The 16,709-nt window shown below is 70.6% G+C and carries 17 protein-coding genes; 11 read left to right on the forward strand and 6 right to left on the reverse strand.

The window, feature by feature from the left end; all coding sequences use genetic code 11:
• Positions 1-5: 5 nt before the first annotated feature.
• Together ACGFU7_RS03890 and ACGFU7_RS03895 are read left to right on the forward strand one after the other, a co-directional pair.
• Positions 6-1,445, forward strand: coding sequence for an aldehyde dehydrogenase family protein (locus tag ACGFU7_RS03890; RefSeq protein WP_382299892.1), 1,440 nt, complete (start codon positions 6-8; stop codon positions 1,443-1,445).
• Positions 1,435-2,340, forward strand: a complete 906-nt coding sequence (locus ACGFU7_RS03895) for an aldehyde dehydrogenase family protein (protein ID WP_393692050.1) — start codon at positions 1,435-1,437, stop codon at positions 2,338-2,340. Before ACGFU7_RS03890 ends, ACGFU7_RS03895 begins: the two co-directional genes overlap by 11 nt.
• 85 nt (positions 2,341-2,425) lie before the next feature.
• On the opposite strand, the gene ACGFU7_RS03900 is transcribed toward ACGFU7_RS03895, so the two are convergent.
• On the reverse strand, positions 2,426-2,836 hold the full coding sequence (locus ACGFU7_RS03900) for a hypothetical protein (protein ID WP_393692052.1): 411 nt from the start codon (positions 2,834-2,836) through the stop codon (positions 2,426-2,428).
• A gap of 63 nt (positions 2,837-2,899) precedes the next feature.
• Here ACGFU7_RS03900 and ACGFU7_RS03905 point away from each other — a divergent pair, with 63 nt between their 5' ends.
• Positions 2,900-3,607: a uridine kinase gene (locus tag ACGFU7_RS03905; RefSeq protein WP_393692054.1), complete on the forward strand. Its 708-nt coding sequence runs from the start codon at positions 2,900-2,902 to the stop codon at positions 3,605-3,607.
• 324 nt (positions 3,608-3,931) lie between these two features.
• Here ACGFU7_RS03905 and ACGFU7_RS03910 read toward each other — a convergent pair whose 3' ends face one another.
• A complete protein-coding gene (locus tag ACGFU7_RS03910) occupies positions 3,932-4,693 on the reverse strand; it encodes a SigE family RNA polymerase sigma factor (protein ID WP_393692056.1) in 762 nt (253 codons plus the stop codon).
• Between the two features lie 192 nt (positions 4,694-4,885).
• Between ACGFU7_RS03910 and afsQ1 the strand changes: the two genes are divergently transcribed.
• From afsQ1 to ACGFU7_RS03935, 5 genes are all read left to right on the forward strand, one after another.
• Entirely contained in the window at positions 4,886-5,563 is a 678-nt protein-coding gene (afsQ1, locus tag ACGFU7_RS03915; protein WP_176729344.1) for a two-component system response regulator AfsQ1, read from the forward strand.
• The gene (locus tag ACGFU7_RS03920; protein WP_393692058.1) at positions 5,560-7,098 is read left to right on the forward strand and encodes an ATP-binding protein; all 1,539 of its coding nucleotides are present in this window, start codon (positions 5,560-5,562) and stop codon (positions 7,096-7,098) included. The genes afsQ1 and ACGFU7_RS03920 overlap by 4 nt, the downstream gene beginning before the upstream one ends.
• Positions 7,098-7,712 carry a hypothetical protein gene (locus ACGFU7_RS03925; protein WP_393692847.1) on the forward strand — a complete coding sequence of 205 codons (615 nt, stop codon included), beginning with the start codon at positions 7,098-7,100 and terminating at the stop codon, positions 7,710-7,712. Before ACGFU7_RS03920 ends, ACGFU7_RS03925 begins: the two co-directional genes overlap by 1 nt.
• A 205-nt stretch (positions 7,713-7,917) precedes the next feature.
• Complete coding sequence (locus ACGFU7_RS03930; protein WP_393692060.1) at positions 7,918-8,466, forward strand: VanZ family protein; 549 nt, start codon at positions 7,918-7,920, stop codon at positions 8,464-8,466.
• Positions 8,467-8,560: 94 nt separating this feature from the next.
• Positions 8,561-8,761: a PspC domain-containing protein gene (locus ACGFU7_RS03935; RefSeq protein ID WP_393692061.1), complete on the forward strand. Its 201-nt coding sequence runs from the start codon at positions 8,561-8,563 to the stop codon at positions 8,759-8,761.
• Between the two features lie 74 nt (positions 8,762-8,835).
• On the opposite strand, the gene ACGFU7_RS03940 is transcribed toward ACGFU7_RS03935, so the two are convergent.
• Complete coding sequence (locus tag ACGFU7_RS03940; protein WP_393692063.1) at positions 8,836-9,153, reverse strand: hypothetical protein; 318 nt, start codon at positions 9,151-9,153, stop codon at positions 8,836-8,838.
• 136 nt (positions 9,154-9,289) lie between these two features.
• Positions 9,290-10,444, reverse strand: a complete 1,155-nt coding sequence (locus tag ACGFU7_RS03945) for an adenosine deaminase (protein WP_393692065.1) — start codon at positions 10,442-10,444, stop codon at positions 9,290-9,292.
• A 103-nt stretch (positions 10,445-10,547) separates the two neighbouring features.
• Between ACGFU7_RS03945 and ACGFU7_RS03950 the strand changes: the two genes are divergently transcribed.
• Complete coding sequence (locus ACGFU7_RS03950; protein ID WP_393692067.1) at positions 10,548-11,309, forward strand: alpha/beta hydrolase; 762 nt, start codon at positions 10,548-10,550, stop codon at positions 11,307-11,309.
• 104 nt (positions 11,310-11,413) lie between these two features.
• On the opposite strand, the gene ACGFU7_RS03955 is transcribed toward ACGFU7_RS03950, so the two are convergent.
• Complete coding sequence (locus tag ACGFU7_RS03955; RefSeq protein ID WP_393692849.1) at positions 11,414-12,241, reverse strand: alpha/beta fold hydrolase; 828 nt, start codon at positions 12,239-12,241, stop codon at positions 11,414-11,416.
• Positions 12,242-12,828: 587 nt separating this feature from the next.
• On the opposite strand from ACGFU7_RS03955, the gene ACGFU7_RS03960 reads away from it, so the two are divergent.
• Entirely contained in the window at positions 12,829-14,208 is a 1,380-nt protein-coding gene (locus ACGFU7_RS03960) for an MFS transporter (RefSeq protein WP_393692069.1), read from the forward strand.
• 129 nt (positions 14,209-14,337) lie between these two features.
• On the opposite strand, the gene ACGFU7_RS03965 is transcribed toward ACGFU7_RS03960, so the two are convergent.
• Complete coding sequence (locus ACGFU7_RS03965; protein ID WP_393692071.1) at positions 14,338-15,291, reverse strand: LysR family transcriptional regulator; 954 nt, start codon at positions 15,289-15,291, stop codon at positions 14,338-14,340.
• A 62-nt stretch (positions 15,292-15,353) separates the two neighbouring features.
• Here ACGFU7_RS03965 and ACGFU7_RS03970 point away from each other — a divergent pair, with 62 nt between their 5' ends.
• Positions 15,354-16,676, forward strand: a complete 1,323-nt coding sequence (locus tag ACGFU7_RS03970) for an MFS transporter (RefSeq protein ID WP_393692073.1) — start codon at positions 15,354-15,356, stop codon at positions 16,674-16,676.
• Positions 16,677-16,709 lie beyond the last annotated feature (33 nt).

The raw sequence follows: 16,709 nt of genomic DNA on the forward strand, positions 1-16,709 counted from the left end.
TCCCCATGGCATCTGCATTCGAATACGCCCCCGCGCCCGAGTCGCGCTCGGTCGTCGACATCGCGCCCTCGTACGGCCTGTTCATCGACGGTGAGTTCACCGACGCGGCCGACGGCAAGGTCTTCAAGACGGTCTCGCCGAGCAGCGAAGAGGTGCTCTCCGAGGTCGCGCAGGCCGGCGCCGCGGACGTCGACCGGGCTGTGAAGGCGGCCCGCAAGGCGTTCGAGAAGTGGTCGGCACTGCCCGGCTCCGAGCGCGCCAAGTACCTCTTCCGGATCGCCCGGATCATCCAGGAGCGCAGCCGCGAGCTCGCCGTTCTCGAAACGCTCGACAACGGCAAGCCGATCAAGGAGACCCGCGACGCGGACCTCCCCCTGGTCGCGGCGCACTTCTTCTACTACGCGGGCTGGGCCGACAAGCTCGACCACGCCGGCTACGGCGCGAACCCCCGCCCCCTCGGTGTCGCGGGCCAGATCATCCCGTGGAACTTCCCGCTGCTGATGCTGGCGTGGAAGATCGCCCCGGCGCTCGCCACCGGCAACACGGTGGTCCTCAAGCCCGCCGAGACGACCCCGCTCTCCGCGCTCTTCTTCGCGGACATCTGCCGCCAGGCGGGCCTGCCGAAGGGTGTCGTGAACATCCTCACCGGGTACGGCGACGCGGGCGCGGCCCTCGTCGAGCACGAGGACGTCAACAAGGTCGCCTTCACCGGCTCGACCGCGGTCGGCAAGGCCATCGCCCGCCAGATCGCCGGTACGGACAAGAAGGTCACCCTGGAACTGGGCGGCAAGGGCGCCAACATCGTCTTCGACGACGCCCCGATCGACCAGGCCGTCGAGGGCATCGTCACCGGCATCTTCTTCAACCAGGGCCAGGTCTGCTGCGCGGGCTCGCGCCTGCTCGTCCAGGAGTCGATCCAGGACGAGCTGCTGGACGCCCTGAAGCGCCGGCTGTCCACGCTCCGGCTCGGCGACCCGCTGGACAAGAACACCGACATCGGCGCGATCAACTCCGCGGAGCAGCTCGCCCGGATCACCGCCCTCGTCGAGACGGGCGAGGCGGAGGGCGCCGAGCGCTGGTCCGCCCCCTGCGAACTGCCCTCCTCCGGCTACTGGTTCGCCCCGACGCTGTTCACGAACGTCACCCAGGCGCACACCATCGCCCGCGACGAGATCTTCGGCCCGGTGCTGTCGGTGCTGTCGTTCCGTACGCCCGACGAGGCGGTCGCCAAGGCCAACAACAGCCAGTACGGCCTCTCGGCCGGCATCTGGACGGAGAAGGGCTCCCGCATCCTCGCGGTGGCGAACAAGCTCCGGGCGGGCGTCGTCTGGGCCAACACGTTCAACAAGTTCGACCCGACCTCGCCCTTCGGCGGCTACAAGGAGTCGGGCTTCGGCCGCGAAGGCGGCCGTCACGGCCTGGAGGCGTACCTCGATGTCCGATAACCGTCTGAACGTCTTCAAGACCTACAAGCTGTACGTCGGGGGCAAGTTCCCCCGCTCCGAGAGCGGCCGGGTGTACGAGGTGACGGACTCCAAGGGCAAGTGGCTGGCGAACGCCCCCCAGTCCTCCCGCAAGGACGCGCGTGACGCGGTCGTGGCCGCCCGCAAGGCGTTCGGCGGCTGGTCGGGCGCGACGGCGTACAACCGCGGCCAGATCCTCTACCGCATCGCGGAGATGCTGGAGGGCCGCAAGGACCAGTTCGTACGGGAAGTGGCGGACGCGGAGGGCCTGTCGAAGTCCAAGGCGGCGGCCGTCGTGGACGCGGCGATCGACCGCTGGGTCTGGTACGCGGGCTGGACCGACAAGATCGGCCAGGTCGTGGGCGGGGCGAACCCGGTCGCGGGGCCGTTCTTCAACCTGTCCACGCCCGAGCCGACCGGTGTGGTCACGGTGCTGGCGCCCCAGGAGTCCTCGTTCCTGGGCCTGGTCTCGGTGATCGCCCCGGTGATCGCGACCGGCAACACGGCGGTCGTCATCGCCTCGGCGGACTCCCCGCTGCCTGCCCTGTCCCTGGGCGAGGTGCTGGCCACCTCCGACCTGCCGGGCGGCGTGGTGAACATCCTGTCCGGGAAGACGGCGGAGATCGCGGCACCGCTCGCGTCCCACCAGGACGTGAACGCCATCGACCTCACGGGTGCGGACGCCGCTCTGGCGAAGGAGCTGGAGATCGCGGCGGCGGACAACCTCAAGCGAGTCCTCCGGCCACAGCCTGTGGACGAAGGCGGCGCCTTCGACTGGTCGGCCGATCCGGGCACCCACCGCCTGACGGCCTTCCTGGAGACGAAGACGGTCTGGCACCCGACGGGCGCGCTGGGCACCTCGGGGTCCTCGTACTGACCACGTGACGACGGCCCGCTCCTCCGGCACCCCGGAGGAGCGGGCCGTGTCCGTGCAGGTGTCCGCACCCCTGCCCGTGTCCGCCTCAGCCGTGCAGTGCCCCTGCCACCTGCTCCACCACCGGCAGGTCCTTCAGCGCGCCCCCGCTGGTCACCGGGCCGGTGACAGCGGCCGTGGAGAGCGGCTTGAAGTCGGCGATCTGCGTCCCCACCTCGTTGTCCAGCGGGTCCACGCCCGTACCGGCCAGCGGGTCGAGGCGCAGCTGCGTCACCGGCTCGATACCGTTCTTGAGCGAGTGCCCGAGCGCCCCGGTCGCCTCACCGACCTCGCCGGCCCCGCCGAGGCTGCTGTCGGCGCCCGCGGCCGGCGCGAGGGGCAACGGCGCCGCCTGGGCCGCCGCACCCCCCGCACCGAGTGCGGCACCCACCGCGGTGACGGTCAGACCTGCCCGCAGCAGGGCGCGGCGCCGGGACTTTGAAAGTGCGTGACGTGCCATGGAGTTCCCACCTGATCGAGACGATCGAGTAACCATCTGAGTGCGTAGAGTAGTTGAGGTGTGATGCTCGATACCAACACAGGCACCGGGGGATCCCCTGCGCGGGTCAATGCCTCACACTCGTGTCCTGTGAATTCCCAATCGATCCCGACCCGCGTCGTGCTGCTCGCCGGCCCATCCGGCTCCGGCAAGTCCTCCCTCGCCGCCCGCACCGACCTGCCGGTGCTGCGCCTGGACGACTTCTACAAGGAGGGTGAGGACCCCACGCTGCCGCTCGTTCCCGGCAGTACGGACATCGACTGGGACTCCGCACAGTCCTGGGACGCCGATGCGGCGGTCGCCGCGATCATGGAGCTGTGCCGCACGGGACGTACGAACGTCCCGGTGTACGACATCGCCACGAGCTCCCGGGTCGACCGGGAGGCCCTCCACATCGACCGCACACCGCTGTTCGTGGCCGAGGGGGTCTTCGCGGCGGACATAGTCGAACGGTGCCAGGAGCTGGGCGTACTCGCCGACGCGCTGTGCCTGCGCGGCCGTCCGTCGACGACGTTCCGCCGTCGGCTGCTGCGGGATCTGCGTGAGGGACGGAAGTCGGTGCCGTTCCTGCTGCGGCGGGGATGGCGGCTGATGCGGGCGGAACGGCGGATCGTGGCGCGGCAGACGGCGCTGGGTGCGTATCCGTGCGGCAAGGAGGAGGCACTGGGACGGCTGGCCGCCGCGGCGGCGGGGCGGTGCCGGAGGGCGCCTGCGGCGCGGGGGACGGTGTAGCGGTCTTCCCGCAACCGGGGGCTCCGCCCCGGACCCCCGCTCCTCAATCGCCGGAGGGGCTTGATCTTGCCGGGTGCGGCGTGAATTCCGCCCGAGGCCGGACTTTGCCGATGCAGCGTGCAATCCAGCCTCGCCGACGTTTGAGGCGCGGGGTCCGGGGCCGAGCCCCGGGTTCGGGAAAAGGGGCGGGGAGGGGAACAGGCCCCGCGCAGCAGCCCACCTCCACCCCAACCCTCCCCGCACACACGCCAACGGGGCCGGACTGGACCCCCCGGCCCGTCCGACCCCGCAGCGTTCCCCCGTTCCCCCGTACCCCCCGTCCCCTCAGGCCACCAGCTCGCCGAAGGACTCCTCCTCGTCACGGCCGAAGCTGAGGACCTCGTCCTCGCGCAGCCGGCGGAGCGACCGCCAGATGCTGGACTTCACCGTGCCGACACTGATGTCGAGGATGGCCGCGATCTCCGGATCGGTGCGGCCCTCGTAGTAGCGCAGGACCAGCATCGTGCGCTGGAGTTCGGGCAGCCGCGCCAGCGCCTGCCAGAGCACGGCGCGCAGTTCCGTGCCGCGCATCGCGTCCGTGTCGCCCGCCGTCTCCGGCAGTTCCTCGGTCGGGTACTCGTTGAGCTTGCGCCTGCGCCAGGCGCTGATGTGCAGGTTGGTCATGGTGCGGCGCAGATAGCCGCCGACCGCCGCCTTGTCGCTGATCCGGTCCCACGCCCGGTACGTCGAGAAGAGGGCGCTCTGCAGCAGATCCTCGGCCTCGAACCGGTCTCCGGTCAGGTGGTAGGCGGTTGCGTACAGGGAGGCGCGGCGCTCCCGGACGTAGGCCGTGAACGCCGTATCGGCGTCGTCGGCCTGCGCCGGGGACTTCCGCTCCCCCATGGCCTCCCCGTACGCGGCTCCCCCGATGTTTCCCCCGTTGGCCCCCACAGGTGCGTCAACCACCGTCATGTACGACGTGTGCTGACGCCCGGCGCCACGAACGCACCCCCGCCCGTTCGCAGCGCCGGACTTCTCGGTGCTCCGGCCGACATCGTGGAGACGCGTGACAACTGCGCTTGCGGTGGTGCTGTGAATCGCGTTCATCTCGCGCCCCCCATCGGTGGAGTCCGTTCGTTCCTTGTGCCAATGAGCTTGCCGGGGCAGTTTCATCACGCTGTCCGCCGACTGTCACAGCCCTGTCACAGGGCCTGTTGTCGGTGCGTCGCCGGTGTTCCCTATGTATGAGTCGGCGCCAACTGTCGAACTGGGGCTCCACCATGGGTCAGAATGACCAGCGTGCCTTTCCTGTTGCTGATCGAGGACGACGACGCCATCCGCACGGCCCTCGAACTCTCGCTGTCACGCCAGGGCCACCGTGTGGCCACCGCGGCGACGGGAGAGGACGGCCTCAAACTGCTGCGTGAGCAGCGGCCGGATCTGATCGTGCTGGATGTGATGCTGCCCGGCATCGACGGTTTCGAGGTGTGCCGGCGCATCCGGCGCACCGACCAACTGCCGATCATTCTGCTGACCGCGCGCAGCGACGACATCGACGTCGTGGTCGGACTTGAGTCCGGTGCCGACGACTATGTGGTGAAACCCGTGCAGGGCCGGGTGCTCGACGCCCGTATCCGGGCCGTGCTGCGCCGCGGTGAGCGCGAGTCCACCGACTCCGCGTCCTTCGGGAACGTGGTGATCGACCGCTCCGCGATGACCGTGACCAAGAACGGCGAGGATCTGCAGCTCACGCCGACCGAGCTGCGACTCCTGCTGGAGCTGAGCCGCCGGCCGGGCCAGGCCCTGTCGCGGCAGCAGCTGCTGCGGCTGGTCTGGGAGCACGACTACCTCGGTGACTCCCGGCTCGTGGACGCCTGTGTCCAGCGGCTGCGCGCCAAGGTGGAGGACGTACCGTCCTCGCCGACCCTGATCCGTACCGTTCGGGGTGTGGGCTACCGGCTGGATTCGCCTCAGTGAGCGATGCCGCCAAACGGAGTCTGCTCACCGGGCTTCGCTGGACCAGTCTGCGACTGCGTCTCGTCGTCGTGTTCGCGCTGGTGGCGCTGACCGCCGCGGTGTCCGCCTCGGGGATCGCGTACTGGCTGAACCGCGAGGCCGTACTGACGCGTACCCAGGACTCGGCGCTCGGGGACTTCCGCCAGGAGATGCAGAACCGGGCGGCCTCGCTGCCGCTGCGGCCCACCAAGGACGATCTGCAGAACGCCGCCGTGCAGATGGCGAGCAGCTCACCCGGCTACAGCGTGCTGCTGGTCGACGAGCGCGACACCGGCAAGCCGATCGTCGGCAACTCCGATCTGGACACCTTCACGCTCGACAATGTGCCGCCGTCGCTGCAGAAGGCTGTCAACAAGAAGCAGCCGGTGGAGGCGGGCAACAAGTACGAGTACCACCTGTTCTGGCAGCGGACCAGCATCCGCGGTACGCCGTATCTGGTGGGCGGTACGAAGATCATCGGCGGTGGCCCGACCGGCTACATGCTGAAGTCGCTCGACCAGGAGCGGCAGGATCTGAACTCCCTCGCCTGGTCGCTGGGGATCGCCACCGGACTCGCCCTGGTCGGCTCGGCGCTGCTCGCGCAGGCCGCTGCGACGACCGTGCTGCGGCCCGTGCAGCGGCTCGGTGACGCCGCGCGCAAGCTCGGCGAGGGCAAACTCGACACCCGGCTCGTGGTGTCCGGCACCGATGAACTCGCCGATCTCTCCCGTACGTTCAACAGGACCGCCGGCTCGCTGGAGAAGAAGGTCGCGGACATGAGCGCGCGGGAGGAGTCCAGCCGCCGGTTCGTCGCCGACATGTCGCACGAACTGCGCACCCCGCTCACCGCGATCACGGCGGTCGCCGAGGTTCTGGAGGACGAGGCCGACAGCCTCGACCCGATGATCGCGCCCGCCGTGCATCTGGTGGTCAGCGAGACCAGGCGGCTGAACGACCTGGTGGAGAACCTGATGGAGGTCACCCGCTTCGACGCGGGTACGGCCCGGCTCGTCCTCGACACGGTCGATGTCGCCGACCAGGTAACCGCCTGCATCGACGCCCGCGCCTGGCTGGACGCGGTGGACCTGGACGCCGAGCGCGGCATGATGGTCCGCCTCGACCCACGCCGGCTCGATGTGATCCTGGCGAATCTGATCGGCAACGCGCTCAAGCACGGTGGTTCGCCGGTACGGGTCTCCGTACGGACCGAGGGCGACGAACTCGTCATCGAGGTCCGCGACCACGGCCCCGGTATCCCCGAGGACGTCCTGCCGCATGTCTTCGACCGGTTCTACAAGGCCAGCGCCTCCCGCCCGCGCTCCGAGGGCAGTGGTCTCGGTCTGTCGATCGCCATGGAGAACGCGCACATCCACGGCGGTGACATCACGGCCGCGAACTCGCCGGACGGCGACGGCGCGGTGTTCGTACTGCGGCTGCCGCGCGATGCCGAGCCGCTCACCCGTTCCGCCGGGGATCACGACGCGGGGGTCCAGGACGAGGAGGGCGACGCGACGTGATGGGCAGCAACCGCCGGGCACGCCGTTCGGCCGTGGCGCTGACCGGTGCCGTGATCGCGGCCGTGCTGGCCGCGGGCTGCGGGATCAGGACCACCTCCGTGCCGGTGGACGCCGGGGCCGCACCGTCCCAGGTGCCGTGCTCGATGTCCGCGGAGGACGTCGCCACCCAGGCCCTCCAGGGCATCCCCGTACAGATCTATCTGGTCTGCTCCTCGCAGCTGGTCACGGTGGACCGCACGGTCCAGGTCGGCGAGACGAAGTCGGACCGGGTCCGGATCGCGCAGGCGCTCCTGGACGAGCTGGAGCAGAAGCCGCCCGTGGATGAGCGGCAGGCCGGGTTCTCCACGACCGTCCCGGCGACCCTGCAGATCAGCGCGGCCCGCAGCGGCGACCGTCAGGGCACGCTGCGGCTCAGCGAGCAGCCGGAGGACCTGCCGTCCGAGGCACTGGCGCAGATCGTGTGTACGTACGCGGAGAGCGAGTCGCTCGCCCCGGACGGCACGGTGGTGCTGGGCGGGCCCGGGGCCTATGCACCGCGCGGGTATCTGTGCACCTCGGAGACGAAGGCCAGGCCGAAGGCGGTACCGACGCTGGGGGCGGGGCCGGGGGTCTGAGGCGGCGGGGCCGGGGGGCCGGGTGCGTCCGGCGGCCGGTTCTTCTGTCCTCAAGCGCCGGACGGGCTGGGTCTGGACCGGGTTCGGTCCGGACAGCCGAGCGCCGTTTCGCCGTCAAACGCCGGACGGGCTGGATTTTGCCTGGGGCCGGGCTTGGTTCTGGCTGGGCGGAACCGATCCTGCCGCTCGGCGCGTCTTGGGGGGCGTGCGTCAAGGTTCGGGCAGTCAAGCTGTCATCCGCTTCCGCGCGGCCGGGGTCTCTCTCCTCCTCGCGCATCTGCTGTTTGTCGGGTGGCTGACGCTGCGCCCGCTCGATGTGCCGTGGATGACCGCCTCGAATCTTCAACCGTTCGCCGGTATCAGAGCGGACCTGTCCCTCGGCCCGGTCGAGGCCGTCCGCCGGATCGGTGAGGGGCTGCTGCTGCTCGCCCCGCTCGGCTTGCTGCTGCCGATGGCCGGGGGCCGGCTGTTCGTCTCCCCGTGGGCCTCGCTGGCCCGTACCGTCGCGGCGGGGGCGCTGATCTCGCTGGCCATCGAACTGGCGCAGACCGGAGTGCCGGGGCAGGTCGTCGACGTCGACTCGCTGCTGCTGAACACCACCGGCGTGGCCCTCGCCCATCTGCTGGTCGTACCCATGTGCCGGGCGCGGCTGCGCCGCCGGAAGCAGGAGCGGGTCAGGGTGCTGCCCCACCCCAGGGACGAGGCGGTTCAGGGATCGACCCCGACGATTCCCAGGGTCGGTATCGCACCGTAGAGCGACGCTTTGCCCCTGTTCGCCGGGCCACCATGGATGCATCGGGAGCACGACGGAGCTGCTCCCTCAGCAACGGTTCGCGAAGGAGCCCACCATGGCCGCACTTGCCCGCCCCCGTGACGGACGCATGATCGGCGGAGTGTGCGCAGCGCTGGCAAGGCGCTTCGGCACCTCCGCGGGGACCATGCGCATCATCTTCCTGGTCTCCTGCCTGCTGCCGGGGCCGCAGTTCCTGCTCTACCTGGCGCTGTGGGTGCTGTTCCCGTCCGAGAAGACGGCGTCCACCGCCTGGTGACCCGCGTACGCACCACACGCCTGTGGGGCGGACACCCGGTCCGGGTGTCCGCCCCACAGGCGTGTGTACGGGAATCAGCCGCCGAGCGGGAGACCGTTGGTCGACAGGCCGTTGGTCGACAGGCCGCCCGCGGGCAGACCGCCGAGCAGGCCCTTGACCGGGGCGGTGGCGTCGCCGGCGAGCTTCTGCTGGCCGGTGCCGAGGAGCTTGGTGGCCGTGTCCTGGGCCGGCAGGGACCGGGTCGCGGTCTCCAGCGCCGAGCCGGCGACCGGCAGGGCAGTGGCCGCGGCGTCGGCCGGCAGCACGGCGGCGGAGGCGGTCCCCGCGGCGGCAGCGGCGAAAGCGGCACCGAGAGCGGCGACGCCGAAAGTCCTGGCAGCAGACTGCTTCATGTGAAATTCATCCTTGGGGAGAGGGATGTGAGCGGCTCTGAAATGTAGTCAGCTCACATCCCGCCCCGCAAACATGCCGACACACGGAAAAAGGCCGGGATTCAGCCGTCCCGGCCTTATTCCGCAGAGGTGCGGATCAGCCCGCGGGACTGGAAGACACACTGGTCGCAGCGGTCTGCTCGAAGAGCCACTCGGACTTCAGCTCGGCGTATCCGGGCTTGATCACGTCATTGATCATCGCCAGACGTTCATCGAAAGGAATGAATGCCGACTTCATCGCATTGACGGTGAACCACTGCATGTCATCGAGCGTGTATCCGAAAGTCTCGGTCAGCTTCTCGAATTCGTGGCTCATGCTCGTACCGCTCATCAGCCGGTTGTCCGTGTTCACGGTGGCCCGGAAATGGAGCTTCCGCAGCAGCCCGATGGGGTGCTCGGCGTACGAGGCGGCGGCGCCGGTCTGGAGGTTGGAGGTCGGGCACAGCTCCAGCGGGATGCGCTTGTCCCGTACGTAGGAGGCGAGGCGGCCGAGCTTCACCGCGCCGTCCTCGGCGACCTCGATGTCGTCGATGATGCGGACGCCGTGGCCGAGCCGGTCGGCGCCGCACCACTGCAGGGCCTGCCAGATCGACGGCAGGCCGAAGGCCTCGCCCGCGTGGATGGTGAAGTGGTTGTTCTCGCGCTTGAGGTACTCGAAGGCGTCGAGGTGCCGGGTGGGCGGGAAGCCGGCCTCCGCGCCCGCGATGTCGAAGCCGGCGACGCCCTGGTCGCGGTAGCGGTTGGCGAGCTCGGCGATCTCCAGGGAGCGGGCCGCGTGCCGCATCGCGGTGAGGAGGGCGCCCACACGGATGCGGTTACCGTCCCGGCGGGCCCGCCGCTCGCCCTCGCGGAAGCCCTCGTTGACCGCCTCGACGACCTCTTCGAGGGTCAGCCCGGCTTCCAGGTGCTGCTCGGGGGCGTACCGCACCTCGGCGTACACGACACCGTCCGCGGCCAGGTCCTCGGCGCATTCGGCGGCCACCCGGACCAGTGCGTCGCGGGTCTGCATGACGGCGCAGGTGTGGGCGAACGTCTCCAGGTAGCGCTCCAGCGATCCGGAGTCGGCCGCCTCGCGGAACCAGATGCCGAGCTTGTCGGGTTCGGTCTCGGGAAGCCCGTCGTAGCCGCTCGCGAGGGCGAGGTCGACGATCGTTCCCGGGCGCAGGCCGCCGTCGAGATGGTCGTGGAGAAGGACCTTGGGGGCACGCCGGATCTGATCCTGGCCGGGCACATGGAGGGTCGGGCTCATCATCTGGGCACTCTAGCGCCTACGCGCGTAGATTGTCGCTTGTCGATGCGTAACAGTGACCGCGAATACGGGTGGAGTACACCTGTCCTTCTGACACTGTTCTGTCATGGCACAGCGCGCACTCCCCCTGCCTGCTGCGAGGCTGGGACGGGCCGTCAGGACGGCCGGAGCACCATCTGCGGTCAGCGGCGTGGTTCTGCTGCTCCCGGACGGCGAGGCCGACTCGCACCGCCGCCCTTCCCCTCTCTCGTACGCCCTCCAGCTGCCGCTGGCCCGCACCCTGGCCCGCGCGGGCCAGGAGGACGGACTCGCCGCGCATGTCGTGCGCTACCGCTGCCGCGGCTGGAACGCGACCGACGCACAGCTCGCGGCGGACGCCCGATGGGCGGTGGACGAGGTCGTACGACGCTACGGCGATATCCCCGTCTGCCTGGCCGGCCATGGCATGGGCGGCCGGGCCGCACTCCGGGCGGGCGGCCACGCGGCGGTCAACTCCGTTCTGGCAATGGCCCCTTGGCTGCCCGACAACACGACGGACGAGCCGGAGCCGGTGAAGCATCTGCTCGGCCGGCAGGTCCTGCTCGTCCACGGCACGAACGACGCCCGCACCGACCCCGAACTCTCCTTCCGCCTGGCCGAACGGGCCAAGAAGACCAACCGCGACACCTGCCGCTTCGAGGTCCACTCGGACGGCCACGGACTGCGCCAGCACCGGGCCGAAGTGGTGGCCCTGGCAACGGACTTCGTCCGCGGCTCACTCTTCGGCCGCGCATACGCACGCCCGGTCGCCGACGCCCTGGCGGCACCGCCACCACTGGGGCTGCGCATGCCACTGGCCGCGGGGTTCGGGAGGTCGCTGCGGGACTGAGGGCGGGGGCGGCGGGATGCCGCCGCTGTCCGGGTGGGCCCGTCGCCGGGGCCGATTTCCTCAACTGCCGGCCCGGTACCGCGGGTCGGATCCGTCCTGGCCGATCAGCTGCTGATGAAGGCGAGCAGGTCGGCGTTGAAGACCTCGTTGTACGGGGCGACCTCGGCAAGGCCGTGCGGGGCTCCCGGGTAGACCTTGAAGGTGGCGTCCTTGACGAGCTCGGACGACTTGGCGGCCGATGCGACGAAGGGCACGATCTGGTCGTCGTCGCCGTGCGCGATCAGGGTGGGGATGTCGAAACGGCCCAGGTCCTCGGTCAGGTCGCTCTCGGAGAACGCCTTGATGCAGTCATAGGCGCCCTTGATCCCTACCTGCATGGACCACATCCAGAACGAGTCACGTGTGCCCTGGGAGACCTTCGAGCCCGGGCGGTTGGCACCGTAGAAGTTCTGGCTGAGGTCCCGGTAGAACTGCGACCGGTCGGCGGCGACGCCGGCCCGGATTTCATCGAAGACCTCGACAGGGAGCCCTTCCGGGTTCGCGTCCGTCTTCAGCATGAGCGGCGGGATCGCGCCCAGGAGGACGGCCTTGGCAACGCGGTCGGTACCGTGACGGCCGATGTAGCGGGTCACCTCGCCGCCCCCGGTCGAGTGGCCGACCAGAATCACGTCCCGCAGGTCCAGCGTCTCGATCAGCTGCGCCAGATCGTCGGCGTAGGTGTCCAGGTCGTTGCCGTTCCAGGGCTGTCCGGAACGTCCGTGCCCGCGGCGGTCGTGGGCGATCGCGCGGAACCCGTGATCCGCCACGAGTCGGGCCTGAGGATCCCAGGCGTCGGCGTTCAGCGGCCAGCCGTGGCTGAACACGACCGGCTGACCGGTCCCCCAGTCCTTGTAGAAGATCTCGGTTCCGTCTTTGGTGGTGATGAACGGCATCGCGCGGGCCCTTTCGATTCCTTCGGCGTCGGACACATCGGCTGCCGGTCCGGGCAGCGCCACGACAACCGGCGAACCCCCGCCACCGGGCCCTGTTCGGGGCCGCATGACAGCCGAAATGAGAAATTCGTCCTTCGCTCAAGCTACTTACAGGCCTGGGCGGCGGCGCACCGTAACGTGCGGCCAAATGGCTACTCCGCACGCGGCAAGACCGTCGGCGGCGCAGGCGGCACCGCCGACGGCATGCCCTCCATGGCCCTCCACCTACGCGGAGCGCCTGCGGGTTGTAGCGGCCCACGCCGGGCAGAGGTGCGGCGGCAGGGTGGGACCTGGCCATCTGTCCCGGCCCTCAATCGCCTGTCATGTCGGGCCGCCGAGGGCTAGTGTTCGGGTGCAGCGAGTGACCCACGAGGAGCTGAGACATGCCCGGTCGTCCGAGCGCGCGTTGACGTTGCAGGCTGTGATCGGCCTGTCATCGCGTGCTGCCCTTGATGCGTGGCACAGCGAGCCTTCCCCCGCCTGAACCGTCGGTGCGCCTGTCGTGCGCCGGGTGGCGGGTCTCGTCTTCGGCAACCCGAGGGATTCCTGTGCCGTCCGCTTCCGCTGTGTCCGATTCTCATCGACTTGTGCCGCCCGGTCTGTGCCGGGACAGCGACTTCCGCAGTCTCTGGTTGGGCCAGACGGTCTCCCAGCTCGGTGAGCACGCCGGCCTGGTGGTCCTGCCGCTGATCGCCGTTCTGACGCTCGACGCCGGCGCCGGCTGGCTGGGCGCCCTCCGCGCGGTGGGGCAGGCGCCGATCCTGCTGCTTTCGCTCTTTGCCGGCGCGTGGGTGGACAGGTGGCGGACGCGCACAGTGATGGTGCTGGCGGACCTCGGCCGGGCTCTGGCGCTGGGCGGAGCCGCCGTGGCCGGCCTCCTCGGCGCGCTCGGCCTGCCGGCGCTGCTCGTGGTCGCCTTCGCCGTCGGGGCCCTGTCCGTGTTCTTCGACGTGGCCTACCAGGCATCTCTCGTACGACTGGTGAAACGCGATCAGCTGGTGCGGGGCAACAGCGCGCTCGAGGGCAGCCGGTCCGCGGCCCAGATCGGCGGCCCTGCCCTCGGCGGCGCGCTGGTGTCCCTGCTGTCGGCGCCGGTCGCTGCCGCCTCCAGCGCGCTGTTCTTCGCGCTGTCGTTTCTGTCGATCCGGCGGATCCGCCGCCACGAATCGATCCCGGAGCGCTCGGAACGTCCCCCTCGGGTCTGGCGGCGGATCCATGAGGGCCTCCGCTTCGTCGTCGGCAATGCCTCGCTGCGGGCCGTGGGCCTCGCCTCGGCCGCCTTCCAGTTCTCCTTCGCGGCCATGATGACCGTCTATCTGCTCTTCCTGACACGGGAACTCCATTTGACGGGCACCGCCGTCGGACTGGCGCTCGCGGCGACGGGACCGGGCGCGCTCCTGGGCTCGCTGCTCGCCGCCCGCCTCCCGAACCGGTTCGGTTACGGCGCGGTGCTCGTGTCCGCGGCGGCGCTCGGCGACGGCGTGATGCTCTGTGTGCCCGCGCTGCACGGCCCTTCTGCGGTGACGATCCCTGCCCTCGTGGCGGTCAACTTCGTATTCGGGACCTTCGGCCAGCTGGTCAACGTCACGGTCATGGCCGTCCGGCAGGCCGTCACCCCGGACGGGATGCAGGGCCGCGCGGCCGCGACCATCACGTTTGCCGGCATGGGACTGACCCCGCTCGGCTCGCTGCTCGGCGGCGCCCTCGCGCAGGAGTGGGAGCTGCGCACCAGCCTCCTGGTGACGGCCGCCGGCATGATGCTGTCCCCGGTACTGATCGCCCTGTCCCCGCTCGCCCGCCTGGGACGGGCGCTCCCGGCCCCGCAGGTCGCGCCTCTGGCGGCCGCCCGCCCAGAAGCCGACGATCTGGGCCTCTGCGACACCGGTGCGGCTCGGGCAGCCACTGACAACAGCTCTGCGCCCCAGTGACATCTGCGCTGCACCCGACAGCTCTTGCGGTCGCGGCAGCTGCTGTGCAGTCGGCCGCGCCGAGTGCCGGCAAGCCTGCGCTGCCGGCGGTTCGTCCCGTGTTCCTGCGCACAACGGCGAGGGCCCGGCTCAGTCCGGCAGCAGGCGTCCCCTGCGCGACAGCAGGAAGCGTTTGAAGGCGGCCACCGGCGGGGTGTCGGGGTGGCCGTCCAGCCAGGCGACGCCGATCTCGCGGGCCGCCCGCGGGGCCGTGACGGTGAGTTCGACGACGCCGGGGCGGGCCACAGCGGGCGGCGGCAGCAGGGCCACGCCGAGGCCGGCCGCGACCAGGCCGCGCAGGGTCTCCGCCTCCTCGCCCTCGAAGGCGAGCCGTGGCGCGAAGCCCGCCTCCGCGCACAGGTCGTCGGTGATCCGCCGCAGGCCGTACCCGGGTTCGAGGGTGACGAACTTTTCGTCGGCGGCCTCCGCCAGGCGGATGCGGCGGCGCGAGGCGAGGCGGTGGTCCTCGGGGACGACGAGGCGCAGCCGCTGTTCGTCGAGGCGGTGGGAGACCAGATCGGGGGCGTCCGGGACGGGTGAGGTGAGGCAGAGGTCGAGGCCGCCGGCCCGGAGGCGTTCGATCATCGCATCGCCGTAGTTCTGCACGAGCTGGAAGCGGACCCGGGGGTGGTCGGCGCGGAAGGCGCGGAGCAGGGCGGGCACGGTCTCGGAGCCCATGGTGTGCAGAAAGCCGAAGGCGACCTTGCCGGTCGCCGGGTCGGCGTCGGCCCGTACCGAGTCTGCGGCCTTCTCGACCTCGGCCAGGGCCCGCTCGGCGGAGTCCAGGAAGGTGCGGCCCGCGGGGGTGAGGGAGACGGTGCGGCCCTTGCGGGCGAACAGGGCGACTCCCAGGTCCTGTTCGAGCCTGACCATCGCCCGCGAGAGCGTCGACTGCGGGACGCCGAGCTCATGCGCGGCGCGGGTGACGTGCTCGTGGCGGGCCACCGCCTCGAAGTGGGCCAGCCGCGGCGCGAGGACGGCGCGAATGTCTTCTTCGTAACTACTGGGTGACAGTCGAGGCTGTGACCTGCGTTCATGCACCATGGGAACGATTATGACGGTTTCATGCATTGGACGCATGAAACCGGGCGTCCTACTTTTGAGCCATGCCTCCTGCCAGTACCGGGGCGTCCACCCTCACCGTGGCCGCCTCGCCCCAGCCGTCCCCCGTCGCCGCCGCTGTCGCCACCGCCGGCCCCGCCGCGCCGGACCGTCTCGAACCCGGCCGCCCCGGCTACCGCCGGATGAGCTTCGCGCTCTTCGCCGCCGGTGTCGCGACCTTCACGCTCCTCTACTCCACCCAGGCCCTGCTGCCCGCCGTCTCCGCCTCCCTCGGCGCCACGGCCGGACAGGCCAGCTGGACGGTCTCCGCCGCGACGGGCGCACTGGCACTGTGTGTGCTGCCGATGAGCGCGCTCTCCGAGCGGTTCGGACGGCGGCAGATGATGACCGCTTCGCTGACGGTCGCCGTACTGGTCGGGCTGCTCGTGCCGTTCGCGCCCTCGCTGGGCTGGCTGATCGCGCTGCGCGCCGTCCAGGGCGCGGCACTGGCCGGACTGCCCGCCGCCGCGATGGCGTATCTGGCGGAGGAGGTACGGCCGAAGGCGCTGGTCGCCGCGATCGGACTGTTCGTGGCGGGCAACAGCATCGGCGGGATGAGCGGCCGTGTCCTCACCGGCTGGGTCGCCCAGCTGTGGGGCTGGCGGGCGGCGCTCGGCGCGGTCGGGCTGCTGGCCCTGGCCTGCGCGGTCGTCTTCCACTTCATGATCCCCAGGGCCCGGAACTTCACCCCCGGTTCGCTGAACCCGAAGGCTCTCGCCAAGACGGTCGGCGGGCACCTCGCCGATCCGCTGCTGCTCCGGCTGTACGCGATCGGCGGGCTGTTCATGACGGTGTTCGGCGCGGTCTACACGGTGATCGGCTACCGGCTGGTCGAGGCGCCGTTCAACCTGCCGCAGGGGGTCGTCGGCTCGATCTTCCTCGTCTACCTCGTCGGTACGGTGTCGTCGGCGACGGCGGGCACGCTGGTCGCCCGGCTCGGCCGACGGGGCGCGCTGTATTTGGCCGTCTCCGCCACCGCCGCCGGTCTGCTGCTCTCGCTCGCCGACCGGCTGGCCGCCGTACTCCTCGGCCTGGTCCTGATCACGGCAGGTTTCTTCGCCGGGCACGCGGTCGCCTCCTCGTCCGTGAGCCGTACGGCGACGAAGGGCCGGGCCCAGGCGTCGGCGCTCTACCAGTCCGCGTACTACCTGGGCTCGAGCGCGGGCGGCACGCTCGGCGCGGTCGCCTTCCACAGCGGCGGCTGGGCCGGGACCGTATCGCTGGGGCTGCTCGCGGTCCTCGGCGTCGTCTCGATCACGCTGTACGGCACGCGGGCCGCACGCACCGAGCGGCGCCGGTTCGTACCGGCGGCGTCCGTACAGAACTGAGACATACGGCGCACAACCATCCACTCCCCGACG

This window comes from Streptomyces sp. NPDC048473 (assembly GCF_043200155.1).
GTDB lineage: Bacteria > Actinomycetota > Actinomycetes > Streptomycetales > Streptomycetaceae > Streptomyces.